Origin of the sequence: Nonomuraea sp. NPDC049649 (assembly GCF_040675175.1) — a bacterium.
Classification (GTDB): Bacteria; Actinomycetota; Actinomycetes; order Streptosporangiales; family Streptosporangiaceae; genus Nonomuraea.
Genome location: NZ_JBFAOH010000001.1, coordinates 268,210 through 290,564, shown reverse-complemented (window position 1 = coordinate 290,564; position 22,355 = coordinate 268,210). Strand labels below are relative to the sequence as shown.

At 72.1% G+C, this 22,355-nt stretch carries 20 protein-coding genes; 6 read left to right on the top strand and 14 right to left on the bottom strand.

The features are described 5' to 3' along the window. Positions 1 to 95 precede the first annotated feature (95 nt). Both AB0J42_RS01370 and AB0J42_RS01365 read right to left on the bottom strand, forming a co-directional pair. Positions 96 to 2,510, bottom strand: a complete 2,415-nt coding sequence (locus AB0J42_RS01370) for a serine/threonine-protein kinase (RefSeq protein ID WP_364287116.1) — start codon at positions 2,508 to 2,510, stop codon at positions 96 to 98. Between the two features lie 88 nt (positions 2,511 to 2,598). Further along, on the bottom strand, positions 2,599 to 3,237 hold the full coding sequence (locus AB0J42_RS01365; RefSeq protein ID WP_364287113.1) for a pyridoxamine 5'-phosphate oxidase family protein: 639 nt from the start codon (positions 3,235 to 3,237) through the stop codon (positions 2,599 to 2,601). Between the two features lie 67 nt (positions 3,238 to 3,304). Between AB0J42_RS01365 and AB0J42_RS01360 the strand changes: the two genes are divergently transcribed. After that, the gene (locus AB0J42_RS01360) at positions 3,305 to 4,696 is read left to right on the top strand and encodes a PLP-dependent aminotransferase family protein (protein ID WP_364287110.1); all 1,392 of its coding nucleotides are present in this window, start codon (positions 3,305 to 3,307) and stop codon (positions 4,694 to 4,696) included. On the opposite strand, the gene AB0J42_RS01355 is transcribed toward AB0J42_RS01360, so the two are convergent. Then, a complete protein-coding gene (locus AB0J42_RS01355; protein ID WP_364287108.1) occupies positions 4,689 to 5,807 on the bottom strand; it encodes a DegT/DnrJ/EryC1/StrS family aminotransferase in 1,119 nt (372 codons plus the stop codon). The two genes, AB0J42_RS01360 and AB0J42_RS01355, sit on opposite strands and share 8 nt — an antisense overlap. Further along, positions 5,804 to 6,889: a GNAT family N-acetyltransferase gene (locus AB0J42_RS01350; protein WP_364287105.1), complete on the bottom strand. Its 1,086-nt coding sequence runs from the start codon at positions 6,887 to 6,889 to the stop codon at positions 5,804 to 5,806. The genes AB0J42_RS01355 and AB0J42_RS01350 overlap by 4 nt, the downstream gene beginning before the upstream one ends. A gap of 145 nt (positions 6,890 to 7,034) precedes the next feature. On the opposite strand from AB0J42_RS01350, the gene AB0J42_RS01345 reads away from it, so the two are divergent. From AB0J42_RS01345 to AB0J42_RS01335, 3 genes are all read left to right on the top strand, one after another. Further along, positions 7,035 to 8,060: a phosphotransferase family protein gene (locus AB0J42_RS01345; protein WP_364287102.1), complete on the top strand. Its 1,026-nt coding sequence runs from the start codon at positions 7,035 to 7,037 to the stop codon at positions 8,058 to 8,060. A gap of 84 nt (positions 8,061 to 8,144) precedes the next feature. Continuing rightward, positions 8,145 to 8,894 (top strand): SDR family oxidoreductase, encoded by a 750-nt coding sequence (locus tag AB0J42_RS01340; protein ID WP_364287099.1) that lies wholly within the window; start codon positions 8,145 to 8,147, stop codon positions 8,892 to 8,894. Between the two features lie 152 nt (positions 8,895 to 9,046). Beyond that, on the top strand, positions 9,047 to 10,393 hold the full coding sequence (locus AB0J42_RS01335; protein WP_364287096.1) for a xylan 1,4-beta-xylosidase: 1,347 nt from the start codon (positions 9,047 to 9,049) through the stop codon (positions 10,391 to 10,393). Here AB0J42_RS01335 and AB0J42_RS01330 read toward each other — a convergent pair whose 3' ends face one another. Next, a complete protein-coding gene (locus AB0J42_RS01330) occupies positions 10,394 to 10,633 on the bottom strand; it encodes a hypothetical protein (RefSeq protein WP_364287093.1) in 240 nt (79 codons plus the stop codon). Then, a complete protein-coding gene (locus AB0J42_RS01325; RefSeq protein ID WP_364287090.1) occupies positions 10,603 to 10,797 on the bottom strand; it encodes a hypothetical protein in 195 nt (64 codons plus the stop codon). The genes AB0J42_RS01330 and AB0J42_RS01325 overlap by 31 nt, the downstream gene beginning before the upstream one ends. 50 nt (positions 10,798 to 10,847) lie before the next feature. Between AB0J42_RS01325 and AB0J42_RS01320 the strand changes: the two genes are divergently transcribed. Both AB0J42_RS01320 and AB0J42_RS01315 read left to right on the top strand, forming a co-directional pair. Further along, entirely contained in the window at positions 10,848 to 11,357 is a 510-nt protein-coding gene (locus AB0J42_RS01320; protein WP_364287087.1) for a hypothetical protein, read from the top strand. Continuing rightward, complete coding sequence (locus tag AB0J42_RS01315) at positions 11,351 to 11,566, top strand: hypothetical protein (protein WP_364287084.1); 216 nt, start codon at positions 11,351 to 11,353, stop codon at positions 11,564 to 11,566. The genes AB0J42_RS01320 and AB0J42_RS01315 overlap by 7 nt, the downstream gene beginning before the upstream one ends. Here AB0J42_RS01315 and AB0J42_RS01310 read toward each other — a convergent pair. From AB0J42_RS01310 to AB0J42_RS01275, 8 genes are all read right to left on the bottom strand, one after another. Next, positions 11,545 to 14,829, bottom strand: a complete 3,285-nt coding sequence (locus AB0J42_RS01310; protein WP_364287081.1) for a hypothetical protein — start codon at positions 14,827 to 14,829, stop codon at positions 11,545 to 11,547. The genes AB0J42_RS01315 and AB0J42_RS01310 overlap by 22 nt on opposite strands. Positions 14,830 to 14,921: 92 nt before the next feature. Continuing rightward, positions 14,922 to 16,241 (bottom strand): hypothetical protein, encoded by a 1,320-nt coding sequence (locus tag AB0J42_RS01305; RefSeq protein ID WP_364287078.1) that lies wholly within the window; start codon positions 16,239 to 16,241, stop codon positions 14,922 to 14,924. Beyond that, positions 16,234 to 17,037, bottom strand: a complete 804-nt coding sequence (locus AB0J42_RS01300; RefSeq protein ID WP_364287075.1) for a polysaccharide deacetylase family protein — start codon at positions 17,035 to 17,037, stop codon at positions 16,234 to 16,236. Before AB0J42_RS01300 ends, AB0J42_RS01305 begins: the two co-directional genes overlap by 8 nt. After that, entirely contained in the window at positions 17,034 to 17,975 is a 942-nt protein-coding gene (locus tag AB0J42_RS01295) for a glycosyltransferase family 2 protein (RefSeq protein ID WP_364287072.1), read from the bottom strand. Before AB0J42_RS01295 ends, AB0J42_RS01300 begins: the two co-directional genes overlap by 4 nt. Positions 17,976 to 18,003: 28 nt before the next feature. Then, positions 18,004 to 18,837, bottom strand: coding sequence for a glycosyltransferase family 2 protein (locus tag AB0J42_RS01290; protein ID WP_364287069.1), 834 nt, complete (start codon positions 18,835 to 18,837; stop codon positions 18,004 to 18,006). A gap of 152 nt (positions 18,838 to 18,989) precedes the next feature. Then, a complete protein-coding gene (locus tag AB0J42_RS01285) occupies positions 18,990 to 20,114 on the bottom strand; it encodes a GNAT family N-acetyltransferase (protein WP_364287066.1) in 1,125 nt (374 codons plus the stop codon). Continuing rightward, complete coding sequence (locus AB0J42_RS01280; protein WP_364287063.1) at positions 20,111 to 20,482, bottom strand: hypothetical protein; 372 nt, start codon at positions 20,480 to 20,482, stop codon at positions 20,111 to 20,113. The genes AB0J42_RS01285 and AB0J42_RS01280 overlap by 4 nt, the downstream gene beginning before the upstream one ends. Positions 20,483 to 20,717: 235 nt before the next feature. Next, positions 20,718 to 22,268, bottom strand: coding sequence for a sigma factor (locus tag AB0J42_RS01275; RefSeq protein ID WP_364287060.1), 1,551 nt, complete (start codon positions 22,266 to 22,268; stop codon positions 20,718 to 20,720). Between the last annotated feature and the right edge of the window lie 87 nt (positions 22,269 to 22,355).

The window sequence follows — 22,355 nt, the reverse complement described above, 5'->3', positions numbered from 1 at the left end:
AAGGGGTCTCCTTCTACGGTTCTCCGGGCCCCCACCCTCAACAGACGGACCGTAGCTTAACGGGCGTCTCCTACCTAAAGAGCGAAAAGACGGATTCAGTCGATCTGCGGCTGCGGAGTCTCCTTCACCTCCGGCTCGCACGCGGGCAGCTTCCCACCCCGCTGGGCGGCGCCGTTCCCAGCGCCTGGCCGGGTGCTCGCCCGTACCAGCCAGGACGACCCGCAGGGCGTCTCGACCGCGTACCTGACCGTCCTGGTGTACGAGGTCGCGCCCGACAGCGTGAGCTGCCTCGTCCCGGCGGGCTTGCCGCCCCGGGAGAAGCTCACGAGCAGGCTGACCGGCCGCTCGTCACCGGTCCGCACCGCCACCGTCGCGGTCATCCCGCCCTGGTCGGCGACGGCCCGCACGACGGACACGCTCTTCACCTCGACGGGGCAGACCACGGCGGCGCGGCCCGTGGCGGTCCGGCCCAGCGCGGCCACCCGCACCGTGACGGTCGAACCGCACGGGCGGCTCCGGAACGCGTGCTGGAACGTCCTGGTGTACGAGGTGCGCCCGGACACGGTGGCCGACCGGGCCGCGACCTGATCCCCGTTGACCGCGAAGGCGGCCGCCACCGGCACCTCGCCGGTGCCGCTCGTACGCATCGACACGGTGGCTCTGGCGGTCGCGCCCGCCATGGCCAGCCTCACCCGCAGCCCGGTCACCTCGGTCGGGCAGGGCGGCACGCGCACCGTGGCCGTCCCGTTCCCGCCGCGCGCGGGCGGGTCGGAGACGACGGTGAGCGTGACGTCCTCGCCGCAGGGGCGCTCGCCCAGGTCGTGCGAGACGGTACGGGTGTAGGAGCGGGCGTCGCTGAGCCGGATCCGCTCGGTGTGCACGTTCTTACCGGCGACGCGCCAGGTGGCGCGGGCGTTGATGCGGCCGGTGCCGGTGGCGTCCACGGTGAACGCGCCGGTGGCGACGGTGCCCTTGACCGCGAACCCGCTCACGGTGAGGGAGGACACGGCGGTCACGGGCGGCGTATCGCTGGGCGTCGGCGTTGGAGTCGGAGTGGGTGTCGGCGTCGGCGTCGGAGTGGGCGTCGGTGTTGGCGTTGGCGTCGGCGTCGGAGTGGGGGTGGGCGTCGGGGTCGGGGTCGGTGTGGGGGTGGGCGTGGGTGTCGCGGTCGGCGTACTCGTCTCCGGCGGATTCGAGGTCGGCGGGGCGGAGGTGCCGTCGCTCTCGGGGCCGGGAGCGACCGTCGCGCTGACCGAGTCGGGGCCGCCGGTGACAGCCGGATCCACCGGGCCCGGGGTGGTGCCGGAGGGGTCCCGGCCCGGGTCGCCGATGAGCGGCAGGCGGCCGAGCGCCGTGTCGCTGCCCACCGCCGGACCGTCCGTGGGGTCGGCGGGCGAGGGCGTCTCCGCCACGGGCAGCGTCGGCTCAGGCGACGGCGACGGCGCCGACGACGGCGGCGGCTCCGAGGGCGCGGCGGCCACCGGTTCCAGCCGCGTCGGCGTCTCCCTGTTGACGGCCACGACCACCACACCGGCGGCCACCACGGCGGCCAGCCCGCCCGCCATCGCGACCCGGATCGCCTTGCCGCGCCCGCTCCTGAACACCGTCCGGGCCAGGGTGGTGGTCACCTGCGGGGCGGGCTCGGCGGGCTCGGGCAGCAGCAGCGCGAGCAGCAGCACCAGCCCGGCCAGCCGCCGCCGGCCGCGCTCCTCCCAGTCCTCGCCGTACGCCGCCCTGGCGACCTCCTCCAGCTCGGCGACGAACGCGTCCGCGCTCGCGGGCCGGTCGGCGGGGTCCTTGGCCAGCCCCCGCAGGACGAGCCCGCGCACCGGCTCGGGCGCGTCGCCGTCCGGGATCGGGGCGTGCAGGTGCTGGTAGCCGAGCACGGTCGGCTCGGACGAGCGGTAGGGCCGGTGTCCCGTCAGGCACTCGAAGAACACCGCGGTGGCCGCGTACACGTCGGTCGCCGGGGTGGCGGGCTCGCCGGACCACAGCTCGGGCGCCATGTACGGCGGCGTGCCCTCGGCCCGGGTCGTCTCCCCGTGCCGGACGGCGATGCCGAAGTCGACCAGCTTGCTGTGGCCGTCCTCGCGGACGATCACGTTCTCCGGCTTGTAGTCGCGGTGGACCAGCCCGAGCGCGTGCGCCTTGGCCAGCCCGAGCAGCGAGCCCTTGAGCACCACCAGCGCCGCCTCGGGCCCGGTGGGGCCGCTCTCGCGCAGCAGCGCCCGGAGCGGGACGCCGTTGACCAGCTCCATGACGATGGCGGCGCCCATGGGATCCTGGATGTACTCCCACAGGGTGGCCACGTTCGGATCGCGCAGCGTGGTCAGCAGCCGCGCCTCGGCGCGGAACCTGTCCAGTGCGACCGGGTCGCTCAGCCACCTCTCCGAGAGGTACTTGATCGCGACCTTGACGCCGGTCTCGTCATGCACGGCCAGCACGACACGGCCGCCGGCGCCCGCGCCGAGCTGCCTGACCTCCGTGTAGCCGGGTGCGCTCCACTCCATCTGTTCGCCTCTTTAACCTGGGTCGGCCCACCAGTTGAGACGCGTGATCTAGCCCAGGAGTTTGCCAGTTCCGTCCCGGTTCATGAAACTACTTTCTGTTACGAATGTGAACAGGTATGCCGATTCCATCGGAAAGCGCCGGATCGGGCACCGGTTCCCCCCAGGTGGTGACAAGAGGAAGCACCCCCGCCCACAGCGGCAGCGCGTAGTCGTCCTCCTCGTCACTGGGCGCACCCCGGCGGATCTTCACGGACGCCTCGTCCAGCGGCAGCGCGAGCACGGCGGTGGCGGCCAGCTCCTTGCGGTCCGGCGGCCGGGCGTACTCCCACTGGCCCGGCGCCAGCTGCTCGGTCAGCGCCCGCAGCGCGGCCATCCGCTCCTCCTCGTCCGTGACCAGCCTGGCCCGCCCGTAGACGATGGCGGACCGGTAGTTCGCCGAGTGATGGAAGACCGACCGCGCCAGCACGATCCCGTCCAGATGGGTCACGGTCACGCAGACCTCGGCCCCCGCCGCCGCCCGCAGCGACCGCGCCCCCGTCGAGCCGTGCAGATAAAGGGTGTCGCCGACCCGCCCATACGCGGTCGGCACCACCATCGGGTAACCGTCGGTCACCACACCCAGATGGCAGATCAGCCCGGTGTCGAGCACCTCGTACAGATCTTCCCTGTCGTCGCTGCCGCGTTCCTTGGAACGGCCCAGCCGGGTGCGAGCGGTGGTGGAGAGCATGCGTCGACCGTAGGCGGAAAGTGGACCTATTCTGGAGGTCCACTATCACCCCCTTTCCGGAGACCACTTGCGTGCCCTCGTCGATCTGCCGATCTCGTTGTCCAGGGAGTCGGCGGTGCCGCTGACCGTGCAGCTCGCGGGCAGGCTGCGTGACGCGATGCTGTCGGGGGCGCTGGCGACCGGGGAGCGGCTGCCGTCCTCGCGCGGGCTGGCCGCCCAGCTCGGGGTCAGCCGTACGGTGGTGACCGAGGCCTATCAGCAGCTCTACGCCGAGGGGTGGCTGGAGGGGCGGCACGGGTCCGGCACGTTCGTGGCCCGGATGGACGAGCCTCCCGGCGCCGCCGCTGCGGCCGGGGCGCCCGCGCCCAGGATGGCGCGCAGGGATGTGCCCGGCAGTGACGTGATCAACCTCACGCCCGGTCATCCCTGGGTGCGCGACTACGACGTGGCCGCCTGGAAGCGGGCCTGGCGCCGGGCCGCCGATCTGCCGCCCGGCGACTATCCCGACCCCTATGGGCTGCCGCGGCTCAGGGAGCTGCTCGCCGAGCATCTGCGCCGGGCCAGGGCGGTGGCGGTCGGCCCGGAGAACATCCTGGTCACCCGCGGCACCGGCAACGGGCTCGACCTGTGCGCGCAGGCGCTGCTCGGCGCGGGCACCCGCGCGGGTGTGGAGGACCCCGGCTATCACGTGGCCCGCACGGTGTTCGCCGGCCGGGGCGCGGAGGTGGTGCCGTGCCCGGTGGATGAGGACGGGGTGGTCGTCGACGCGCTGCCGGACGGGCTGAGCGTGCTCTACACCACGCCCGCCCACCAGTACCCGCTGGGCGGGCGGCTGCCGATACCGCGCCGCGAGCGGCTGCTGGCGTGGGCCAGGCGCACCGGCGCGATGATCGTGGAGGACGACTACGACGCGGAGTTCCGCTACGACGTAGCCCCGCTGCCCGCGCTCTACGGCCTGGATCCGGCGCGGGTGGTGCTGCTGGGCACGCTGTCGAAGTCGCTCGCGCCGGACGTCGGCGTCGGCTGGCTGGTCGGCACGCCCGACCTGCTCGACCGGATCGCCGCCATTCGCCGCGCCGTCTCCGACCGCACCAGCGGGCCGGTGCAGCAGGCGGTGGCCACCCTGCTGGAGGGCGGCGACCTCGACCGGCATCTGCGCCGGATGCGGCTGGAATACGCGCGCCGGCGGGCCGTGGTGGTGGAGGTGCTGAGCCCGGTCTGCCGCCTGCGCGGCGACACGGCGGGGCTGCACGTGCTGGCGGAGCTGCCGCCCGGGCTGGCCCCCCGCGTCATGGAGCGCGCCGCCGAGCGGGGGGTGCTGCTGGACACCGCCGAGCGCCACCATCACGGGCGCGAGCGGGTGCACGGGCTGGTCATCGGGTACGGTTCGGCCTCGCTCGCGCAGGTGCGCCGGGGCTGCCGCATCCTGGCGGAGCTGATCGGCGAGGCGGTCAGCTGAGCGCCGGGGCGGGCTCCAGGTCGCGCAGCAGGGGCAGCGCCCGGCGGGCGTACACCGGGTCGACCGGCAGCACGTGGCGGGCCCACCAGCGGGCCGCCGCCGGGTCGGGCGAGGGCTCGGTGAAGCCCGGCGCGTAGTCGTCGTACGGGGGATCGTAGAGATAGCCGGTGGCCACGCCGCGCCGTTCGAGCTCGGCGATGGCGGCGTCGCGGTCGCGCACCAGCAGCGGCACCCGGAACAGCGGCTGGCCGAGGTGGTCGCGCACGGCGGGCGCGACGGTCGGCAGCTCCGCCAGCAGCGCCATCCCGGCCAGCCGGCGTTCGCGTTCGCGGGGCACCTTGGCCACTCGCCTGGACTGGTACCACCGCGCCACCCGGCCCCGCTCCGCGCGGTAATCATGCAGGTCGGCCCGGACCCACGGGTCGAACGGCGGCAGCGACGGCGCCTGTGGCAGCACCTCGGCCAGCTCGCGCGCCATCAGCGCGATGCGGTAGCCCTCGCGCTCCTCCTGCATGCCCAGCGCCCGCATCAGCCAGAGCGCCGGGCGCACCAGGTCGAGCCGGAGCGCCGCCTGCCGGGCCATCGAGGTGGCCACCGCGACCAGGTCGGCGCGGAGCGAGCCGGGCTGCAGCAGGAGGTCGCGGGCCCGTTCCAGCTCCTTCAGGTCGGACTCCTCGGCCACGGCCAGCACCCCGCCCGAGCCGGCGCCGGGGTGCTTGCCCAGGCTGAACACCCCGGCCAGGCCGAACGTGCCGAGAGGCCGGCCGCCGACCGTGGTCTCCATCGCGTGGGCCACGTCCTCGACGACGACCTTCCCGGAGAACGCCGTCACGTCGTCGGGCAGCCCGTACAGGTTGGTCGTCAGGACCGCGTCGACGCCGGACAGGTCGGCGCGGGCGGCGTCGATGTTGCCGTCGCGCGGCGACAGCGGCGCGATCACCGGGCGCAGACCGGCGGCGAGCACCAGGAACAGGATCTCGTCGGCGGAGATCGGCGACATGAGCAGCCGCTGGCCGGGCGAGCACCAGTGGCGCAGCGCCAGGTAGAGGCCGAGCCGGTTGGACGGGAGGAGCAGGCAGCGGCGGCCGGTCCGCTCCTCGATGAGTCTCATCCTCCGGCGCGGCCGGCCCGCAGCCTGCCGTAGGTCTTGAGCGCCTTGTCGGCCGTCTTGAGGAGCACCGGGTTGGCCAGCACCTTGGCCCTGGCCTTGCGCGCCGGCACCCGCAGCATCCAGTGGACGCCCGCCGACGGGCCCGGCCTGGCGAGGCGGCCCTCGGCGACGGAGAGCTCGCCGGTCTTCAGCTTCTCCTTGTACTCCTTGTCGCCGCGGCCCATGTCGATCAGCTTGATGCCCGCGGCGGCGGCCTTCTCGGCCATCGACAGGTGCTGGATCAGGCCGGGGGAGTACTTGGCGAAGGCCGTGTCGTAGGCGGGGAACCAGCCGACCAGGGTGGTGCGGGTGCGCAGGCCGAAGTGGCCGGCGACCGGCCGGTCTCCGACGTACACCATGTCGAGGACGCCGGCGAAGCTCTCGCCCCGGGTCGTCTGCAGCCGCTCCACCAGCTCGACGATCCACCGGTAGGAGAAGCGGTCGGTGCGGCCGGTGCGGCGGTACTGGTCGGTCTTCCAGGCCAGCAGGGTGTGGAGCGGCGTCAGGTCGGTGATCGCGAACTCGTGGCGCACCTCGCCCGCCTCGCGCCCCAGCTTGCGCTCCTTGGCCAGCGTCGACTTGTAGGTCTTGCCGGAGTTGGCCCGCAGGAACTCGGTGTAGGGCTCGTAGCCGTCGCTCAGGTCGATGACCGGCGACGGGTAGGTCTCGTAACGGCCGCCGAGCAGGGGCTGCCCCGCCACCAGGTGGTCGAACTCGTAGACGCTCAGCCCGCACTTGCGCAGCAGCCAGGACGGGTCGATCTCGAGGTCCTTGGCGAAGACCATGCCCTGCGCGTCGGTGAGCCCGGCGGCCACCGGTTTGCCGATGCCCAGCGGGTGGCGCTCGAACGGGAAGAACCCGACGACCTCCGGCCCGTCGTGGATCACCGCGACCCTCACATGGTCCCGGAGCGCTCCCACGACGAGAGTGAACTCGGGGGACAGGAACGGGTTGTCGAACGCCGTGTCGCTCTCCTGCAGAGCTCGCCAGCGGCTGACTTCGACATCGCCTAGTTCGCGTGGATGAGCAAGGCTGACCTGCACGGGGCTCCTACTGGTGACATGCCTTCTAGGGGGCAGACATGTGAACGACCAGCCTAATGGATCTGTGCGGTCAATGTTCCCCGCAGGGGTGGAACGATACCGGTTGGGTGGCGACGTGGACCGAATGTGGTTCTACTATCTGACCATGACCGTACCTGGGATCGACCGGCCCCGGCTCTTCTCCTGGATGGGCCGCCACGCGCCCGACGCCGGTGAACCCCTGTCCGTCTCCCTCATCTCCGGCGGCAAGTCGAACCTGACCTACCTCGTCGAGACCCGCGAGCGCCGCGTCGTGCTGCGCCGCCCCCCGCTCGGCCACGTGCTGCCCACCGCGCACGACATGGGACGCGAGTGGCGGGTCATCTCCGCGCTCGCGCCGACGCCCGTCCCGGTGCCCGGGCCGGTCGCGTTCTGCTCCGACGAGGACGTCATCGGCGCGCCGTTCTATCTCATGGAGTACGTGGCGGGCGCCGCGGTCCGCAGCCGGAGCGACCTCGGAGACCTGGGCCCGGAGCCGACCAGACGGCTCAGCGAGCGGCTGGCCGAGGTGCTGGCCGCCATCCACGCCGTCGACCACCGCGAGGCCGGGCTCGACGGCTTCGGCCGCCCCGACGGCTATCTGACGCGGCAGATCGAACGCTGGTGCAAGCAGTGGGAGCGGTCCAAGACCGCCGACCGGCCCGACTTCGACCGGCTCGCCGCGCGGCTGCGCGAACGGCTGCCCGCACGCTCGGCCGGCACGCTCGTGCACGGCGACTACCGGCTGGACAACACCCTGGTCCGGCTCGGCCCCGACCCGGAGATCCGCGCGGTGGTGGACTGGGAGATGTCCACGCTCGGCGACCCGCTCGCCGACCTCGGGCTCACGCTCACGTACTGGCAGGACGCGGGCGACGAGGAGCGCGCCGGGATCCCGGTGGCCGGGGACGTGACGGCCGCGCCCGGGTTCCTGACCGCCGCCGGGTTCGCCGCCCGCTACGCCGAGGTCTCCGGCCGCGACACCGGCGAGCTGGGCTTCTACGTCGCGCTCGGCCACTTCAAGCTCGCGGTCATCGTGGAGGGCATCCACGCCCGCTTCCGCCAGGGTAAGACCGTGGGGGAGGGGTTCGACCGGATCGGCGACGCCGTCCCCGTCCTGATCGCCCGCGCCCACCGCATGCTCGACCCCTGATCACCGTCCCGCCGTACGAGACCCGCGATCACCGACCGTGACCGCGTACGAGATCCGCACCCACCACCACTCCCCGGGAGCGTCATGAGCACTGTTGCACTCATCACCGGAGCGGCGAGCGGCATCGGCGCCGCGGTGGCCCGCCGGCTGTCGGCGGGCGGCGCCAAGTGCGTCCTGCTCGACCTGGACGGCGACGGCGCCGGGCGAGTGGCCGAGGAGGTCGGCGGCGTCGCCCTGGCCGGGGACGTGAGCGCCGAGGAGACGTCCAGGCGGGCCGTCGAACTGGCCGAGCGCACGTACGGCCGGCTCGACCTCGTCCACCTCAACGCCGGCGTCACCGGCGGGGTCGATATGAACGCCTTCGACCTGGCGCGGTACCGCAGGGCCGTCGGGGTGAACGTGGACGGCGTGGTCTTCGGCGTCGCCGCGGCCCTGCCGCTGCTGCGCCGCTCCGGCGGCGGCGCGATCGTCGTCACCGCGTCGCTGGCCGGCCTGGTCGGCTACGACGGCGACCCGATCTACACGATGACCAAGCACGCCGTCGTCGGCCTGGTCCGCGCCCTCGCCCCGCCGCTGGCCAAGGAGCGGATCCGGATCTCCGCCGTCTGCCCCGGCTTCACCGACACCCCGCTGGTGGCCGAGGCCCGCGAGCTGTTCGTCGGCGCCGGCTTCCCGCTGCTGGAGGCCGACGAGGTGGCCGCCGCGGTGGAATCCGCCTGCTACGCCGACGACACCGGTAATCTGCTCGTCGTGCAGCCCGGTAGGCAACCGGTCGCGTACCGTTACGCGGGCGTTCCCGGCCCCGTCGGCGGGCAACGGCCTCCCTCGCCATAACCGTTCGCAAGCCGCTCGCAACACGGACCGTTACGGTGAATAGGGTCGAGACCCAAGCGCTTGATCTACGCAAACGTTCGTGTTGAAGGGTGGATTCGGTGATTCCGACGGACGGTCGACATGCCCGCAGGAGATCCCCGTGGCCACTGGCCGTGGGGGCGGGGATCATCGCGGTCCTGCTGGTCGCCGGCATCATGACGTACGCCGCAATGCGGTCCGGGCCGGACGACGGGCCGGACGCCTACGCCGGCGGCGGCGAGATCGCCTCCACCGCGCCCGACGAGCCCGCGCCGACGCTGCCTCCCCCGCCCGAGCTGGACGCCTGGCCGCGCTGGGGCGTCACCCACACCCAGTACAGCGCCGACAACGAGAGCAGCGAGGTCCAGGACCAGGCCAGGCATCTCCTCGGCCGGGTGCCCATGCTGCAGAACCAGCACATCATGGGCTGGGGCGCGGGCAACCCCGAGCCGAGCCCCGGCCAGTACAACTTCACCGACCTCAACCGGCGGCTGACGTTCATGTCGTCCTCCCAGGCCGTCCCGGTGATCACGCTCTGTTGCGCGCCCGACTGGATGAAGGGCGGCCAGGCCGGCCGGACCGACTGGAGCAAGAACCCCACGGTCGCGGTCCGGCCCGAGCACTTCGACGACTACGCCAAGCTCGCCGCCCGGGTCGCTCAGCAGTACCCGACCGTCGAGCACTACATGGTCTGGAACGAGTTCAAGGGCTTTTGGAACGAGTCAGCCCACCGCTGGGACGCCGAGGGCTACACCGAGATGTACAACAAGGTCTACGACGCCCTCAAGAAGGTGAACCCGAACATCAAGGTCGGCGGCCCCTACGTGCCGATCGAGAGCACCAAGGCCGACCGCCCCTCCGAGCTGAAGGGCCCGTACGGCACCGTCGACCAGCGGGCGCTGGACGCGATCGAGTACTGGATCAAGCACAAGAAGGGCGCCGACTTCATCGTCGTCGACGGCGCCACCGTGACCACCGACGGCGGCAACGTCCCCGACGACTTCGCCGCCACGGCCAAGTTCAGCGCGATCACCGAGTGGCTCAAGCAGAAGTCCGGCGGCCTGCCGGTCTGGTGGGCCGAGTGGTACGTGGAGCCGGAGAACTCTGACTGGACCGAGGAGAAGCGGGTCGCCGTCCAGGCCACCGCCCTCATGGAGTTCGCCAAGAGCGGCGTGAACACGGCCCTCTACTGGAACCCGCAGGTCAAGGGCCGCGGCGAGTGCCCCGGCTGCCTGTGGCGGCCCGGCACCGGCGAGGAGCTGCCGATGGCCGGGCTGCTGAGCGGCTTCACCAAGTGGTTCCCCGCCGGCGTCCGGCTGGAGCAGGTCGGCTCCTCCGACCCGAGAGTCCGCGTCCTGGCCCAGGAACACCAGCTCGTCATGGTCAACACCGCCGGCACCGCCGTGACCGCCACCGTCGACGGCAAGCAGGTCACGCTCCGGCCGTACGAGGTCCAGTGGAGCGGCCGCGGCGGCGCCTGATCAGAAGCGCGCGGGACCCCCGTCGGCCCCGACCGCGTCACGGGCGGCCCGCGCGGACGCGCGGACCCGCGCGGTTTCGCCCGCGCTCCGCCAGACCAGCGCCACGCCGGTGTGCGGCGCATCGTCGATGGGGACGAACGCGAGGTCGGGCCGGGCGTAGTAGCGGGCCACCGAGGCGGCCACCGGCGAGACGCCCCGGCCCGCCGCGATCAGCACCAGCAGCTCCTGGAAGATGGCCACGTCCTCGCCCCTGAGGATGGGCGCGCCGCCCGGGGTGACGCGGGGGACAGCACGACCGGGCCCACGGTCAGGTCCGGCTCGTCCACCGGCAGCCGGGTGATCAGCACGTCCACCTCGCCCGACCGCAGCGGGCCGAGCGGGTCGGCGAAGTGCGTCTCCCGCATGGACTCGTTCATCGTGAACGTGGCGGTGCCGTCCCTCCGCGCCGGCCTGGGTGTTCCTCCTCGGCTCGCTGGGCGCCGGGCTGGCCCCCGGGCCGGTGGCGCTCATCGCCGCCCGCGCCGTCCAGGCCGCCGGAGCCGCCCTGTTCTACCCCCAGGTGCTGGCCGTGCTGCAGACGGTCTTCACCGGGCGGGCCCGGGCGTTCGCGGCGTTCGGCACCACCATCGGGCTGGCCTTCTTCGCGGGCAATGCGGGCCTGTTCTTCGTCCTCACCCTGCACCTGCAGGACGGGCTGGGCTACTCTCCGCTGACGGCGGGCCTGGCCTTCGTCCCCCTCGCCGCGGCGTTCACGGCCGCCTCGCTGCTGGGGGCCCGCCTGCAGGCCCGGCTGGGCCGCCACACCCTCACACTCGGGTACGGGATCAACGCCGCGGCACGCTGGCCCTGCTCGCCACGGTCTTGGCGGCCGACCGCGCGACCGGGTGGACGATGCTCCCCTCCCTGGCCGTCATCGGGTTCGGCCAGGGGCTCGGGGTCAGCCCGCTCTTCGGGACCGTGCTGAACGGCGTCCCCGCCGAGCACGCCGGAGCGGCCGGCGGCGTGCTCGAAACCGCCGCGCAGCTCGGCATGTCCCTCGGTGTGACCGTCCTCGGGCTGATCTTCGCCGCCGGCCGCTCCGCCTTCGGCGCGGCCCTGCTCGGCAACCTGGGTCTCGCCGTCGCCGCGCTGCCGCTGCTGTACGGGCGGCGTCAGCCGAGGCCGGCGATGTAGATGAACCGTTCGACGATCACCGCGAGCGCCACTGTGAACGACGGGACGGCCAGTCCCAGCATCCAGCGGCGGGCCCGCGGCGCGCGGTCCGGGCCGTGCAGCCGGATCACCTCGTAGCTGAACAGCGTGATCCACATCAGGACCAGCGCCGCGATGCCGACCGGCGTCCACGGCGAGGTCGGGTCGCCCCGCACCGTGTACGGGCGCGGATCGGGGATCTCCGTGCCGCGGACCCACTCGCGCCAGGTGTAGAGCGCCGCGTCCTTGTTCGCGTAGACCTTCTCCAGCTCCGGCGCGGCGTCCAGCGCGGCCCGGAACTTCTCCCCCCAGCCCTTCGGGTAGCCCTCGTTGAGCTGCAGGTAGCTGATCTGGCCGCGGCTGACCGCCAGGTAGGTGTTGCGCGGGCTGTCCGGCCCCGGCCGCAGCCGCTCGATCACGTCGGTGATGTCCGTCGGGTCCTTGTGCACCAGCGCCTGGCCGGAGAAGTCGACCAGCTCGATGTCGCGCTCACCCCACGGCAGGATCGGCGTGACCTCCGGGCCCAGCTTCGGCACCATGTACAGCACCCGGGCGCTCGGCTTGTCGTGCTCGTACACGTAGTGCATCGCGGCGACCTCGCCCGAGGTCACCCGCTCGAACTTCTCGTTCCCGTACCGCGCGACCAGGAAGGCGCCCGCGAACACCACCGCCATGCACGCGGCGAGCACCAGCGAGATCTTCCTCGTCAGGCCGGGGCTGAAGCGGACGTTCCGCTTCCGCATCGGGACGGTCTCCTCGCGCACGTCCGCGCTGTCGGCCGGCAGGTTCGGGAAGAACGCGTACGCGGCGAGCAGGCACGCGCCGGGCAGCGCGAACATGTAGATGCGCAGCCCCATCTCGCCGCCGTAGCTCTGCATGGCCAGCGCCAGCGCCGGCACGCAGAGCAGGATCAGCGCCGCCCGGTCGAACACGCCCCGGTGGAGCCGGCGGTAGATGCCCACCGCCGCCAGCGCCAGGATCATCACCAGGATGCCCAGCCGCGCCTGCAGCACCAGCGCGTGCAGCGGGTCGGTGCCCGCGATGCGGTCGCCCGTGTTGGTCTGCAGGTTGTCGAGCACCCGGCCGAGCCCGCCGAAGATCGTCTCGATCTGGCCGACCCAGAAGCTGACCGCCATGTAGCTGATCCAGGCCGCCACCACCATGCCGAGGAAGAACGGCATCCCCCACGTCAGCGACGTCCGCTTGAACAGCAGGAACGCCGTCAGCACACCGAGCATCATGAACGGCGTGATCTGATGCGACGCCGTCGAGGCCACGAACAGGGCCATCAGCAGCATCAGCATCAGCAGCTTGTCGGCCCGGTACATGCCGGTGTTGGCCAGCTCGCCCGGCGTCATCGCGTCCAGGCGGGCGATCAGCCGGCGCAGCCCCTTGTCCGGGATCGGCTTGGTGCGCGGCTCCACCCGCCCGAACCAGCGCAGCAGAATCGCCACGAACACCAGATAGAGGGCGAACGTGAAGCCCTGCGGCGAGAAGTAGTCCTGCCCGATCCACTGCACCAGGATGAACAGCAGCGCCGCGAACCAGCGCGCCCGCGTGGTCGCCACCACCTGGCGCAGGATGAGCACGAACGGCAGCAGGTAGAGCAGGTTCGACAGCAGCGGCGACCAGTTCAGGATCGGCGTCAGGTCCTCGATCCCGGCGGACTTCGTCACGAACGCGAAGAGCGCGAAGAAGCCCGGCCACGCCATGCGGGCGTCGAGGTTGATCGCCGTCTCGCCCGTCCTGCCGATGAACTCCACGAAACCGGCGTGGATGTACGCGGTCGGGAACCGTGGTTCCTCGGCCACCAGCGCCCCCACCCCGTGCAGGGCGAACGTGATGGCGGCGATCTGGAACAGCAGCAGGAACTTGCGGTCCGTGCTCTGGGCGACCGTGACGAAGAACGAGGCGATCATGATGAGGATCGCCAGGAAGGCGGTGGGGGGCATCGCCGCGATCAGGCCGATGCCGTTGATGTCCTCCGGGTCGACCCCCCAGAACGGGCCCGGCGGCGCCTTGATCGCCAGCACGTACATGATCAGGCCCTCGAACACCAGCAGCACAGGCAGCCACTTCGGGGCACTGACCAGCAACCTCGCCCAGAGCCCGCCCGGCTCCCCGCCCCTCCGGACCTCGGCCTCCTGAACCGCCTTCTGGAGTCCGGCCTCCTGGACTTCGGCCTCTTGGACCGCCGTCCTCTGGACTCCGGCCTCTTGGACCGCCGTCCTCTGGACTCCGGCCTCTTGGACCGCCGTCCTCTGGACTCCGGCGTCCCGGACTTCCTCCCGGCGGATCTCGGTCACCTTGGTCGCGGCGCTCTGGACTTCGGCCCTGGGGACCTCGGTCGTCCGGACTGCGGCGTCCGGGACCCCACCTGCCGCGTCCGGGACTCCGCCTGCCGCGTCCGGGATTTCGCCTGCTACGTCCGAGACTCCGCCTGCGGCGTCCGGGACCCTGCCTGCGGCGCTCTGGGCCTCAGGTTCGGGGGCAACCGGGCGCTTCTCCCGGCGCGTGATCCCCTCCCCCCGGTGCGTGACCCCCTTCTCCCGGTGCGTGACCCCCTTCTCCCGGTGCGTGACGCCCTCCTCCGGGACGGCCTCCGGCCTTCCGGGCTCGGCCTTACTGGCAGCCGAGGCTGACTGCTCGGCGGCTTCGCCTGCCGAAGCCGGCTGCGCCGACGAGGTCCGCTGGTCGGAGGCCGGGCTCTTCGCAGGGGTGGGGGGCGGGGTGGGGCGGGACTGCTGGATGGCGAACGGGACGGTCCCGCCCGCCTCCGGAGGCAGAGAACCGGCGGTGATCCTGGGGAGCATGGTCGTCTCCGGCGCCTCGGACTCCGTGTCGTCCTCGACCGAGGGCGCCGCGTCGGACCTGGGCGACGACTCCAAGCCGTCCCGGGCCGAGGGCTTCAAGCCGTCCCGGGCCGGGAACTCCAAGTCGTCCCGGGCCGGGGACTCCTGGGCGGAGGTGGCCGACGGCTGTGAGTCGTCCTGCGCTGCGGGAGCCGTGTCGGTCGGCGACTTCGAGTCGTCCGGGGACTCCTGGGCGGAGGTGGCCGGCCGCTGTGAGTCGTCCTGCGCTGCGGGAGCCGTGTCGGTCGGCGACGAGTCGTCCTGGGCGGGGGGCTCCGGCCGGGCCTGCTCCTGGTCGTCGGACGGCGGGTTGTCTGCGCCGGTGGGGCCGGGGTTGGAAGCGTCGAGGCCGAGCCGCGGGATGATCCCCGTGGCCTCCGGATCGAAGGGCACTTCTGTCTCCTTTCCCGTGTCCCTCCGTACGCCGGAAGAGCCGGTGAAACCCGCTGTCATACCATCGCCGTCCCGTTGCCTCACGCTGACCATCATGGGGCCCCGGGCGACCCCTGAGCGACGTTGAGCTGCCGATTTTCGACAGGGTTGAGGATTTTACGGAGTTTTCCGAAGATCACCAATGCGATCACGGTCTGGCTGATCAGCATGCCGTACCCGACCGCTTCCACGTGAGCGAACGGGAAGAGCACCGCGATCGACGCCAGCACCATCGCGGCCAGCCCGATCTGGAGCGCCGCCAGCTTGCGGACCTGGCTCTGCGCCCGCAGCGCGCTCAGGTAGATCTCGATCAGTACGCGCGGCAGCACGGCCAGCGCCATGAGCCGGAGCAGCAGCGTCCCCTCGGCGGCGAAGGACTCGCCGAAGATCCGCAGGATGAGCGGCGCGGCGGCGACCGCCACCACGATGATCGGCACGATGATCATCAGGGCCCGGCGCAGCGCGTTGCGGCAGTTGGCGGCGAGCCGCGACCGGTCGAAGGAGCCCTCGACGGTCAGCGAGACCGCCATGTTCATGGCCAGCAGTTCGATCATGCAGCCCAGCGTGTGGGCCATCGAGAAGCGCCCGAACGTCGCCTCGCCCACCTGCGTGGCGACGGCCACCGGCACCAGGTAGACGATCGCCAGCACGGAGAGCGTGCCGGGGAAGTCGCCGGACAGGAACCGGCCGATCTCCCGCATCCCGGGCGGGTGCGGGTGCCGGTCGGCGGACCGCCGCACGTGCCGCGGCACCACGAAACCGAAGATCAGCCAGTTGATGGGGATGAGCGCTATCGCGGTCGGCACCATCCAGGACACGAAGATCCCGCCGTCGGGCAGCGCCCCGGCGAGCGCGATCAGCAGCCCCATCTTCATCAGGCCGAACACGATGCTGTTGACCGGCACCCAGACGGCGTTGCGCAGCCCGGTCAGCACCACGTCCTGGAGCGTGAAGACGGCCCAGACCGCGACCGAGCCGAGGAAGAACAGCCCGGGGCCGAACCCGCCGAGCACGGAGTACGTCTCGCCCCACAGGGGAAGCGTCAGCAGGAATCCGAGCGCCGCGGTCACGCCCGTGGCGGCGGCGGTCCCGTACCCCCGCAGGATGAGCCCCGGAGTGCGGCGGCCCGCGATCGGCAGGTAGCGGGCCAGCGCGCCCACCAGGCCCAGCGCCGTCAGCGACGCGAACAGCCGCATGAGCGTGATGACCGCCTGGCCCCGGCCGAACTCCTCCTCCGAGAAGTAGTGGGCGGCCAGCAGCCAGTAGCCCATGCCGAGCACCGCGGTGATGCCGGTGTTGGCCATCAGCGCGTAGCCGTTGCGGAAGAGCGGGTTGCTCAGGTCGTGGCGCACCTTCCGCCAGAGGCTAGACATGGCCGCGTACCCGTTGCAGCCCGTATCGCGTCCTCCGGACGACGGCGTAGCCCTTGGTCAGGATGCGTTCGCGCAGGTAGATGAGGGGCACGGCGGTGCCTTCGACGGCCTTGGTGAACATGCCGATCGTGGTGTGCCGGGCGACGGTGAGGCGCGGGATGGCGAGCATGTCGTGCCGGTCGGCGGCGATCGTGTTGTTCACCGCGCAGGCGGCGAAGTAGCCCGCCTTGCGCACCTCGCGGCGGACCCGGGCGCTGGAGTAGCCGTACGGGTAGGCCATGGTGGCGACCGGCGCGCCCAGCTTGTCTTCGAGCAGGCCTTTGTTGCGGCGCAGCTCCTGGCGGAGCTGCTCGCCGGGGAGCTGGTCGAGCTGGGGGTGGCTGTGGCTGTGGCCGCCGATCTCGATGCCGGTCTCGGCGGCCTCGCGGGCCTGGCTCCAGCTCAGCATGGCGTCCAGCGGCCTGCCGGCGGCGTCCTTGCCGGCGTCGGCGACCCAGCCGCTGGTCAGGAAGACCGTGGCGGGGAACTTGTGCCGTTCCAGCAGGGGCAGCGCCTGCGCGTGGAAGTCGGCGTAGCCGTCGTCGAAGGTGAGCACGATCGGCTTGTCCGGCAGCTCCTTGCCGTTGATCTTGTTGAGCCTGGCCACCAGGTCTCCCAGCGTCAGCGGCGTGAAGCCGTTCTCCGCCAGGTAGGCGAGCTGCTCGTCGAGGTCGCCCGGCCGCACCGAGTGGGGCCGGGTCTCCTCGTTCGGCGTGTCGGTGACCGAGTGGTACATCAGGATCGGCACCCGAGTCATGAGCGCACCGCCTTCAGCCGGATCGAGCCCACCAGGTAGCCCCAGGCGGTCCAGGCCAGGCCGACCACGATGGCGCCGGCCCGGCCGAGGCCGCCCGCGTCGCCCCGCAGCGCCTCGCCGAGTCCGCGCAGGGCGCCCAGCGGCAGCGTCTTCAGCGCGTGCGCCCGCTCGCTGGACAGTCCGTCCTGGCTGCCCACCTCCCGGGTGACCAGTGCTTTCGACAGGCCCTCCGCGTAGCAGCGGGAGCGGAAGTAGGCGAACGTCTCGCGCTGCCTGGACACCTTGTGACCGATCACCGCCGCGGGCTGGAAGAGCATCACCGAGCCCGGCTTCCGCTGGCTCAGGCGGATGCAGAACTCGGTCTCCTCGCAGCCCAGCGGACGGCTCTTGCGGCCCTGCACGCTACGGCCGATGCCGCTGTGGAAACCGCCCACCTCTGTCACCGCGTCGCGCAGGAAGGCCGCGTTGCCTCCCATCACGTTGCGGATCGGCGCCTTCACCTCGGGCATGCCCCGGTAGGTGCAGCCGACCGTCCAGTCGAACTCGTGCGGGAACCAGCGCGGCCGGCGCCCCGACGCCCAGATGGGGTCGGTGCGCCCGCCGACGCCGACGACGCCCGGATCCTGGAAGCCCTCCTCCAATGCCTCCAGCCAGCCGGGGTCGGCGACCGCGTCGTCGTCGAGGAACGCGACGATCTCGCCGTTGGCCGCGGCCACGCCGGTGTTCTTGCCACCGGACAGGCCCTGCTCATGCGAGTTCGCCACGACGATGGCGTCGGGGTAGGCCCGCTTCAGCTTCAGGTGCAGATCGGGGTTGTGGTCGACCACCAGGATGAGCTCGTGGGGCGGGCGCGTCTGGCGCTCCACCGACTCCACGGCCTGCCTGATGTCCTCCCACCGTTCCTCGGTGTAGACGCAGATGACGACAGAGGTGTTCACGGCGATTCCTTCAGGCGTTCGAGCGCGGTTACGCGACACCCCGGTCCGCGGCGGGGGTGGTGGCCGGCTCGGCCCTGGGCGGAGCGGGCTGGCGGCGCCACTCGCGCAGAATCGTCCTGAGCACCCGCAGGCCGTCGCGCACGACGTGCAGGTTGCTCTCGCCGTGGATGCGGTCGCGCTCGTGGCTTGGCACCTCGTGCACCTTGAGCCCGCCCTTGGCGGCGCGGATGTTCATCAGCGTCTCCACCTCGAAGCCGTCGCAGTCGAGGTTGAGCACGTCGAGGTGGCGCGCCCAGAAGGCGTTGTAGCCGTAGCACAGGTCGGTGTACTGCGTGCCGTACATCTTGTTCACGATGCCGGTGAGGATCCGGTTGCCGAGCCGGCGGCTGAAGGTGAGGTCGTCGCTGCCGCCGCCGGAGGCGTAGCGCGAGCCCTTCACGAAGTCGGCCCCGGTCATGAGGGCGCCCACGAAGGTGATGATCTCGTGCCCGTCGGTCGAGCCGTCGGCGTCTATCATCACGATGATGTCGCCCGTGCAGGCGGCGAAGCCCTCCGCGAGGGCGTTGCCCTTGCCCCGCCCGGTCTGCCTGACGATCTTCACGTTCGGCCGCAGGCGCCGCGCCACGGCCACCGTGTCGTCGACGGAGTTCCCGTCCACGAGCACGATCTCGTCGATCCACTGCGGCAGCGTGGCGAACACGTGGGGGAGGTTCTCCGCCTCGTTCATCGCCGGCACCACCACGCTCACCGAGGGTGAGATGGCCAGATGCGGGGTGATCGGCGTGAACCGCTCGATGGGCGGCATCGAACGCAAGGGCGTGACGGGGGCCTTGCCGTTGTGCTTGACGATCTCGGGACTCATGGTGAGGTTGTTCCTTCCGAGACGGGCCGAGACATGCCGGCGCCAGTGATCCCCTGGTGCTGAGGGAATAGCTGACGAGACAGGTGGTGCATCGGCCAGTCCAGTGAGGTGGGGGTTCTGCCTGGGGGTGTGTCTGCTGCTGGGAACGCCGGCTAGCGCGCTCCCGGTACTTCCTTCGGTACTGTGTTCGGATCGGACTGGGCGGAACTGCGTACCCGGCCGAATCCCTTGAGGACCCGATCGGCCGCCCTATAGAGAGACGGCCGATCCAGCACGATTGTTCGTGCCTTGTTCAAGGGAGTTCGACCGATCCAATGGACGGCGGCCACGGGGGTCGGGCGCGACACGCGCCCCTCGGCGACGTACAGGGTGCCGCTCTTGAGCCAGTCCTTGTACTCCCTGCCGCCCTTGCCCATGTCGATGGTGTGCAGTCCGTGCCGCGCCGCCGCCTCCGCCATCCGCATGTGGTGCACGATGCCGGGGGAGTAGCGGGCGTACTCGGTGTCGTAGGCGGGGAACCAGCCGACGAGCGTGGTGGCCGTCATCAGCCCGAAGTGGCCGGCGACCGGCACGTCTCCCGCGTACAGCATGGTGAGCACGCCGGAGAAGTCGGGCGACCGCGAGGCGTGCATCAGCTCGGTCAGCTCGACGATCCACGGCTGAGCGAACCGGTCGACGCGCCCGGTGCGCCGGTACTGGTCGGACTTCCAGGCGAGCAGCGCGCGCAGCTCGGCCGGGTCGGGCGAGGCCCAGGAGAGGCGGAGCTCGCCGTGCTCCCTGCCGAGCTTGCGCTCCTTGTAGCGGACGGTCTTGAGGTTCTTCGGCGAGTTGGCCTTGACCTGGGCGAGCCAGGCGTCGAAGCCGGCGGTGAAGTCCATGACCGGCGCCGGGCGGACGTCGCTCTCGTACGGGGCGAACGTCGGCTGCCCGGCGACCAGGTGGTCGAAGTCGAAGACGGTGAGGCGGCACGCGCGCAGCAGCTCGCGGACGTCGACCTTCAGGTCGGGGATCGAGATCAGGCCGTGGCAGGTGGTCAGGAAGCCCCCGAGCGGCTTGCCGATGCCGAAGCTGTGCCGCTCGTACGGGAAGAACCCGACGATGCGGTTGTCGAGCTCGACGACCGCGACGCGGACGTAGTCGCGCAGCCGGTCCATGGCCAGCGCGAACTCGACCGAGAGGAACGGGTTGTCGAGGCTCGGGTCGGCCTTCTGGAGCTCGCGCCAGCGGGCCCGCTCGGGTTCGCCGAGCTCGCCCGGGCGTGCGATGCTGATCTTCACCTCGCCCTGGCCCCCTGTCCGGTCTGCGTGTTCTTCCCCCGGTACAGGACGCGGAGCACGTACATGAACCCGCCGAGCACGGCGATCGTGGCCACCCCCGCCCGGGGGGACCACGCGTCGAACATCAGCATGGCCTGGGCGAGCAGCACGTTGATGACCAGGCTCGCGGCGGCGCCCACGGACAGCGCGGCCAGCGGGTCGCGGTCGCGCAGCAGGCCGACGACGGCGGTGCCGGGCACCACCAGCAGGAACAGGGAGATCAGAAAAGGCCGCAGAGGTGTGTCGATATCGAGCAGGGCGCTCAGCGCCCCCGCTATGCAGGACAGCGAGAGCAGCCATGTGAGTGCTCTGCGGTGCTGCTTGAGCATGTGCCGTATCTCTCCTGGTTCGCTGTGAGGCGCGTGGTCGATCGCTCCATCGCATCAACGCGTACGAGCGCACGTCAACGCCGACGCTTGGTTGCCGTGTCAGGTTTACCGCAGCCGCCCTTTTTCCGTGTGAGATTCACCACAGAGCAAAGAAACGGGCTCGGTCCGACGCATCCCAGGCACACCAGGATGCCCTATGTGTCCCATAAGTATCGACCCGACATCCGGCAAGTCATTATTTTTCGTCTGGATCGGTGGCCTGGGCCGCCTCAGGCGCGGGGGTGCCGGTCGGCCCGGCCGTCCGGGTGACGTCCTCCTCCGGCAGCCGGGTCGGGGCGGGCGAGGCCGGGCCGTCCCAGCTCAGCGCGCAGGTGGCGGCGCCGCCGTTCGAGGTGACGGTCACTGTGCCGCTGCCCGCGGCGCCGGGGTCGTCCACCGTCACCCAGACGACCGCCGTGCCGCCCGGCCTGATCGAGCCCTGGGCGGGGACCGCGGTCAGGCCCTCCGACGCCGCTGCCTTCCAGGAGACGGTCCTGTTGCGGGCGCGCAACCCGACAGTGGCCGCGTCGCCCGCCTCGGGCGGGCACGTCACGGTGAGCCTGGCGGGCCGGGCGGGACGGGCGGACCGCCGCCGGGCCGGCGGGCTGACGACCGGGGGCCGGGTGGTCGCCACCTCGGGAGCGGGCCGCCCGCTCGGCTTCGGCGACGCCGACGACGACCGCGACGGCGAGGGCGTCGGGTCGGGCTCGCTCGCGGTCGGGCTCGGGGTGCGGCTCTCCTCGGGCTCGGCGGGCAGGCTCTCCGGCAGGACGTCCAGGGTGGGCGCGGGGTCGTGCAGCCGGAGCGAGGTCCTGGCGCCCTCGTAGCCGGTCACCGCGACCAGCACGGTCACGCCCGCCAGCAGCGCCGCCGCCCCCAGCAGCGCCGGGGCGAGCCCGCGCCGCGCCCGCCGCCGCGACCGGCCGGGCCGCACCGGGAAGCCGCCGCGGTCGAAGCCCTCGCCGCGGTCGATGATCATGGTGCGGGTGTTGCCCTGCGCCGGGTCGCCGCACGTGGCCAGCACCCGCCCGCGCAGCGAGAACGGCGCGTACGCCACCGGCAGCATCTCCAATAGCCGGGCGGCCGAGACCTGCCGGTGCCGCCGTTCGGTGCAGACCTCGCAGGCGCCGATGTGCGCGGTCAGCCGCCGGCGCAGCGCCGCTGTGAGCGGGCCCTCCCACGAGTCCAGCAGGGCCGAGAGCTCCGGGCAGTGCGCCCGCCCGGTCCTGGCCAGCACCACCGCCGCGGCCGCGGTCTCCAGCAGGTCGCGCGCCCGGCGCAGCCTGCTCGCCGCCTGCCGCGAGGTCAGGCCCAGCACCGAGCCGGTCTCGGCGGGCGAGAGCCCGTGCCGCAGCGACAGCTCCAGGATCTCCCGCTCGCTCCGGCGCATCTCGCCCAGCGTGACCCCGACGAGCTCGGCCAGCTCCGGGTCGTCGGGGTCGTCCGGCGGCTCGGCGGTCCCGCGATGGTGGCCCAGCCGGGCCATGGCCTGGAACCTGACCAGCGCGTACAGCCAGGCCCGGAACCGGGCGGGCTCGCGCAGCCGGTCGGCGTGCCCCTGCGCGGTCACCACCGCGTCGTGCACCGCGTCGGCCGCGCGCCGGTCGCCTAAGAGCGAGCTGGCGTAGTCGTGCAGCCGGTCGCCGTACGCGTCGTACAGGCTCTCCGGAGCCCCCCGCTCGCCGCGGCGGAGCGCCGCGACGAGCTCCAGATCACGGGCACGGTCGACCCTCGGCCATCCAGGCACGCGTACCTCCCCGCGGGTAGCCAGGACATCCCCGGCGTAGAGGACGCCCCGGCCACCCGGGGGGTTGCCAGAACCCGCCTAAGAGGC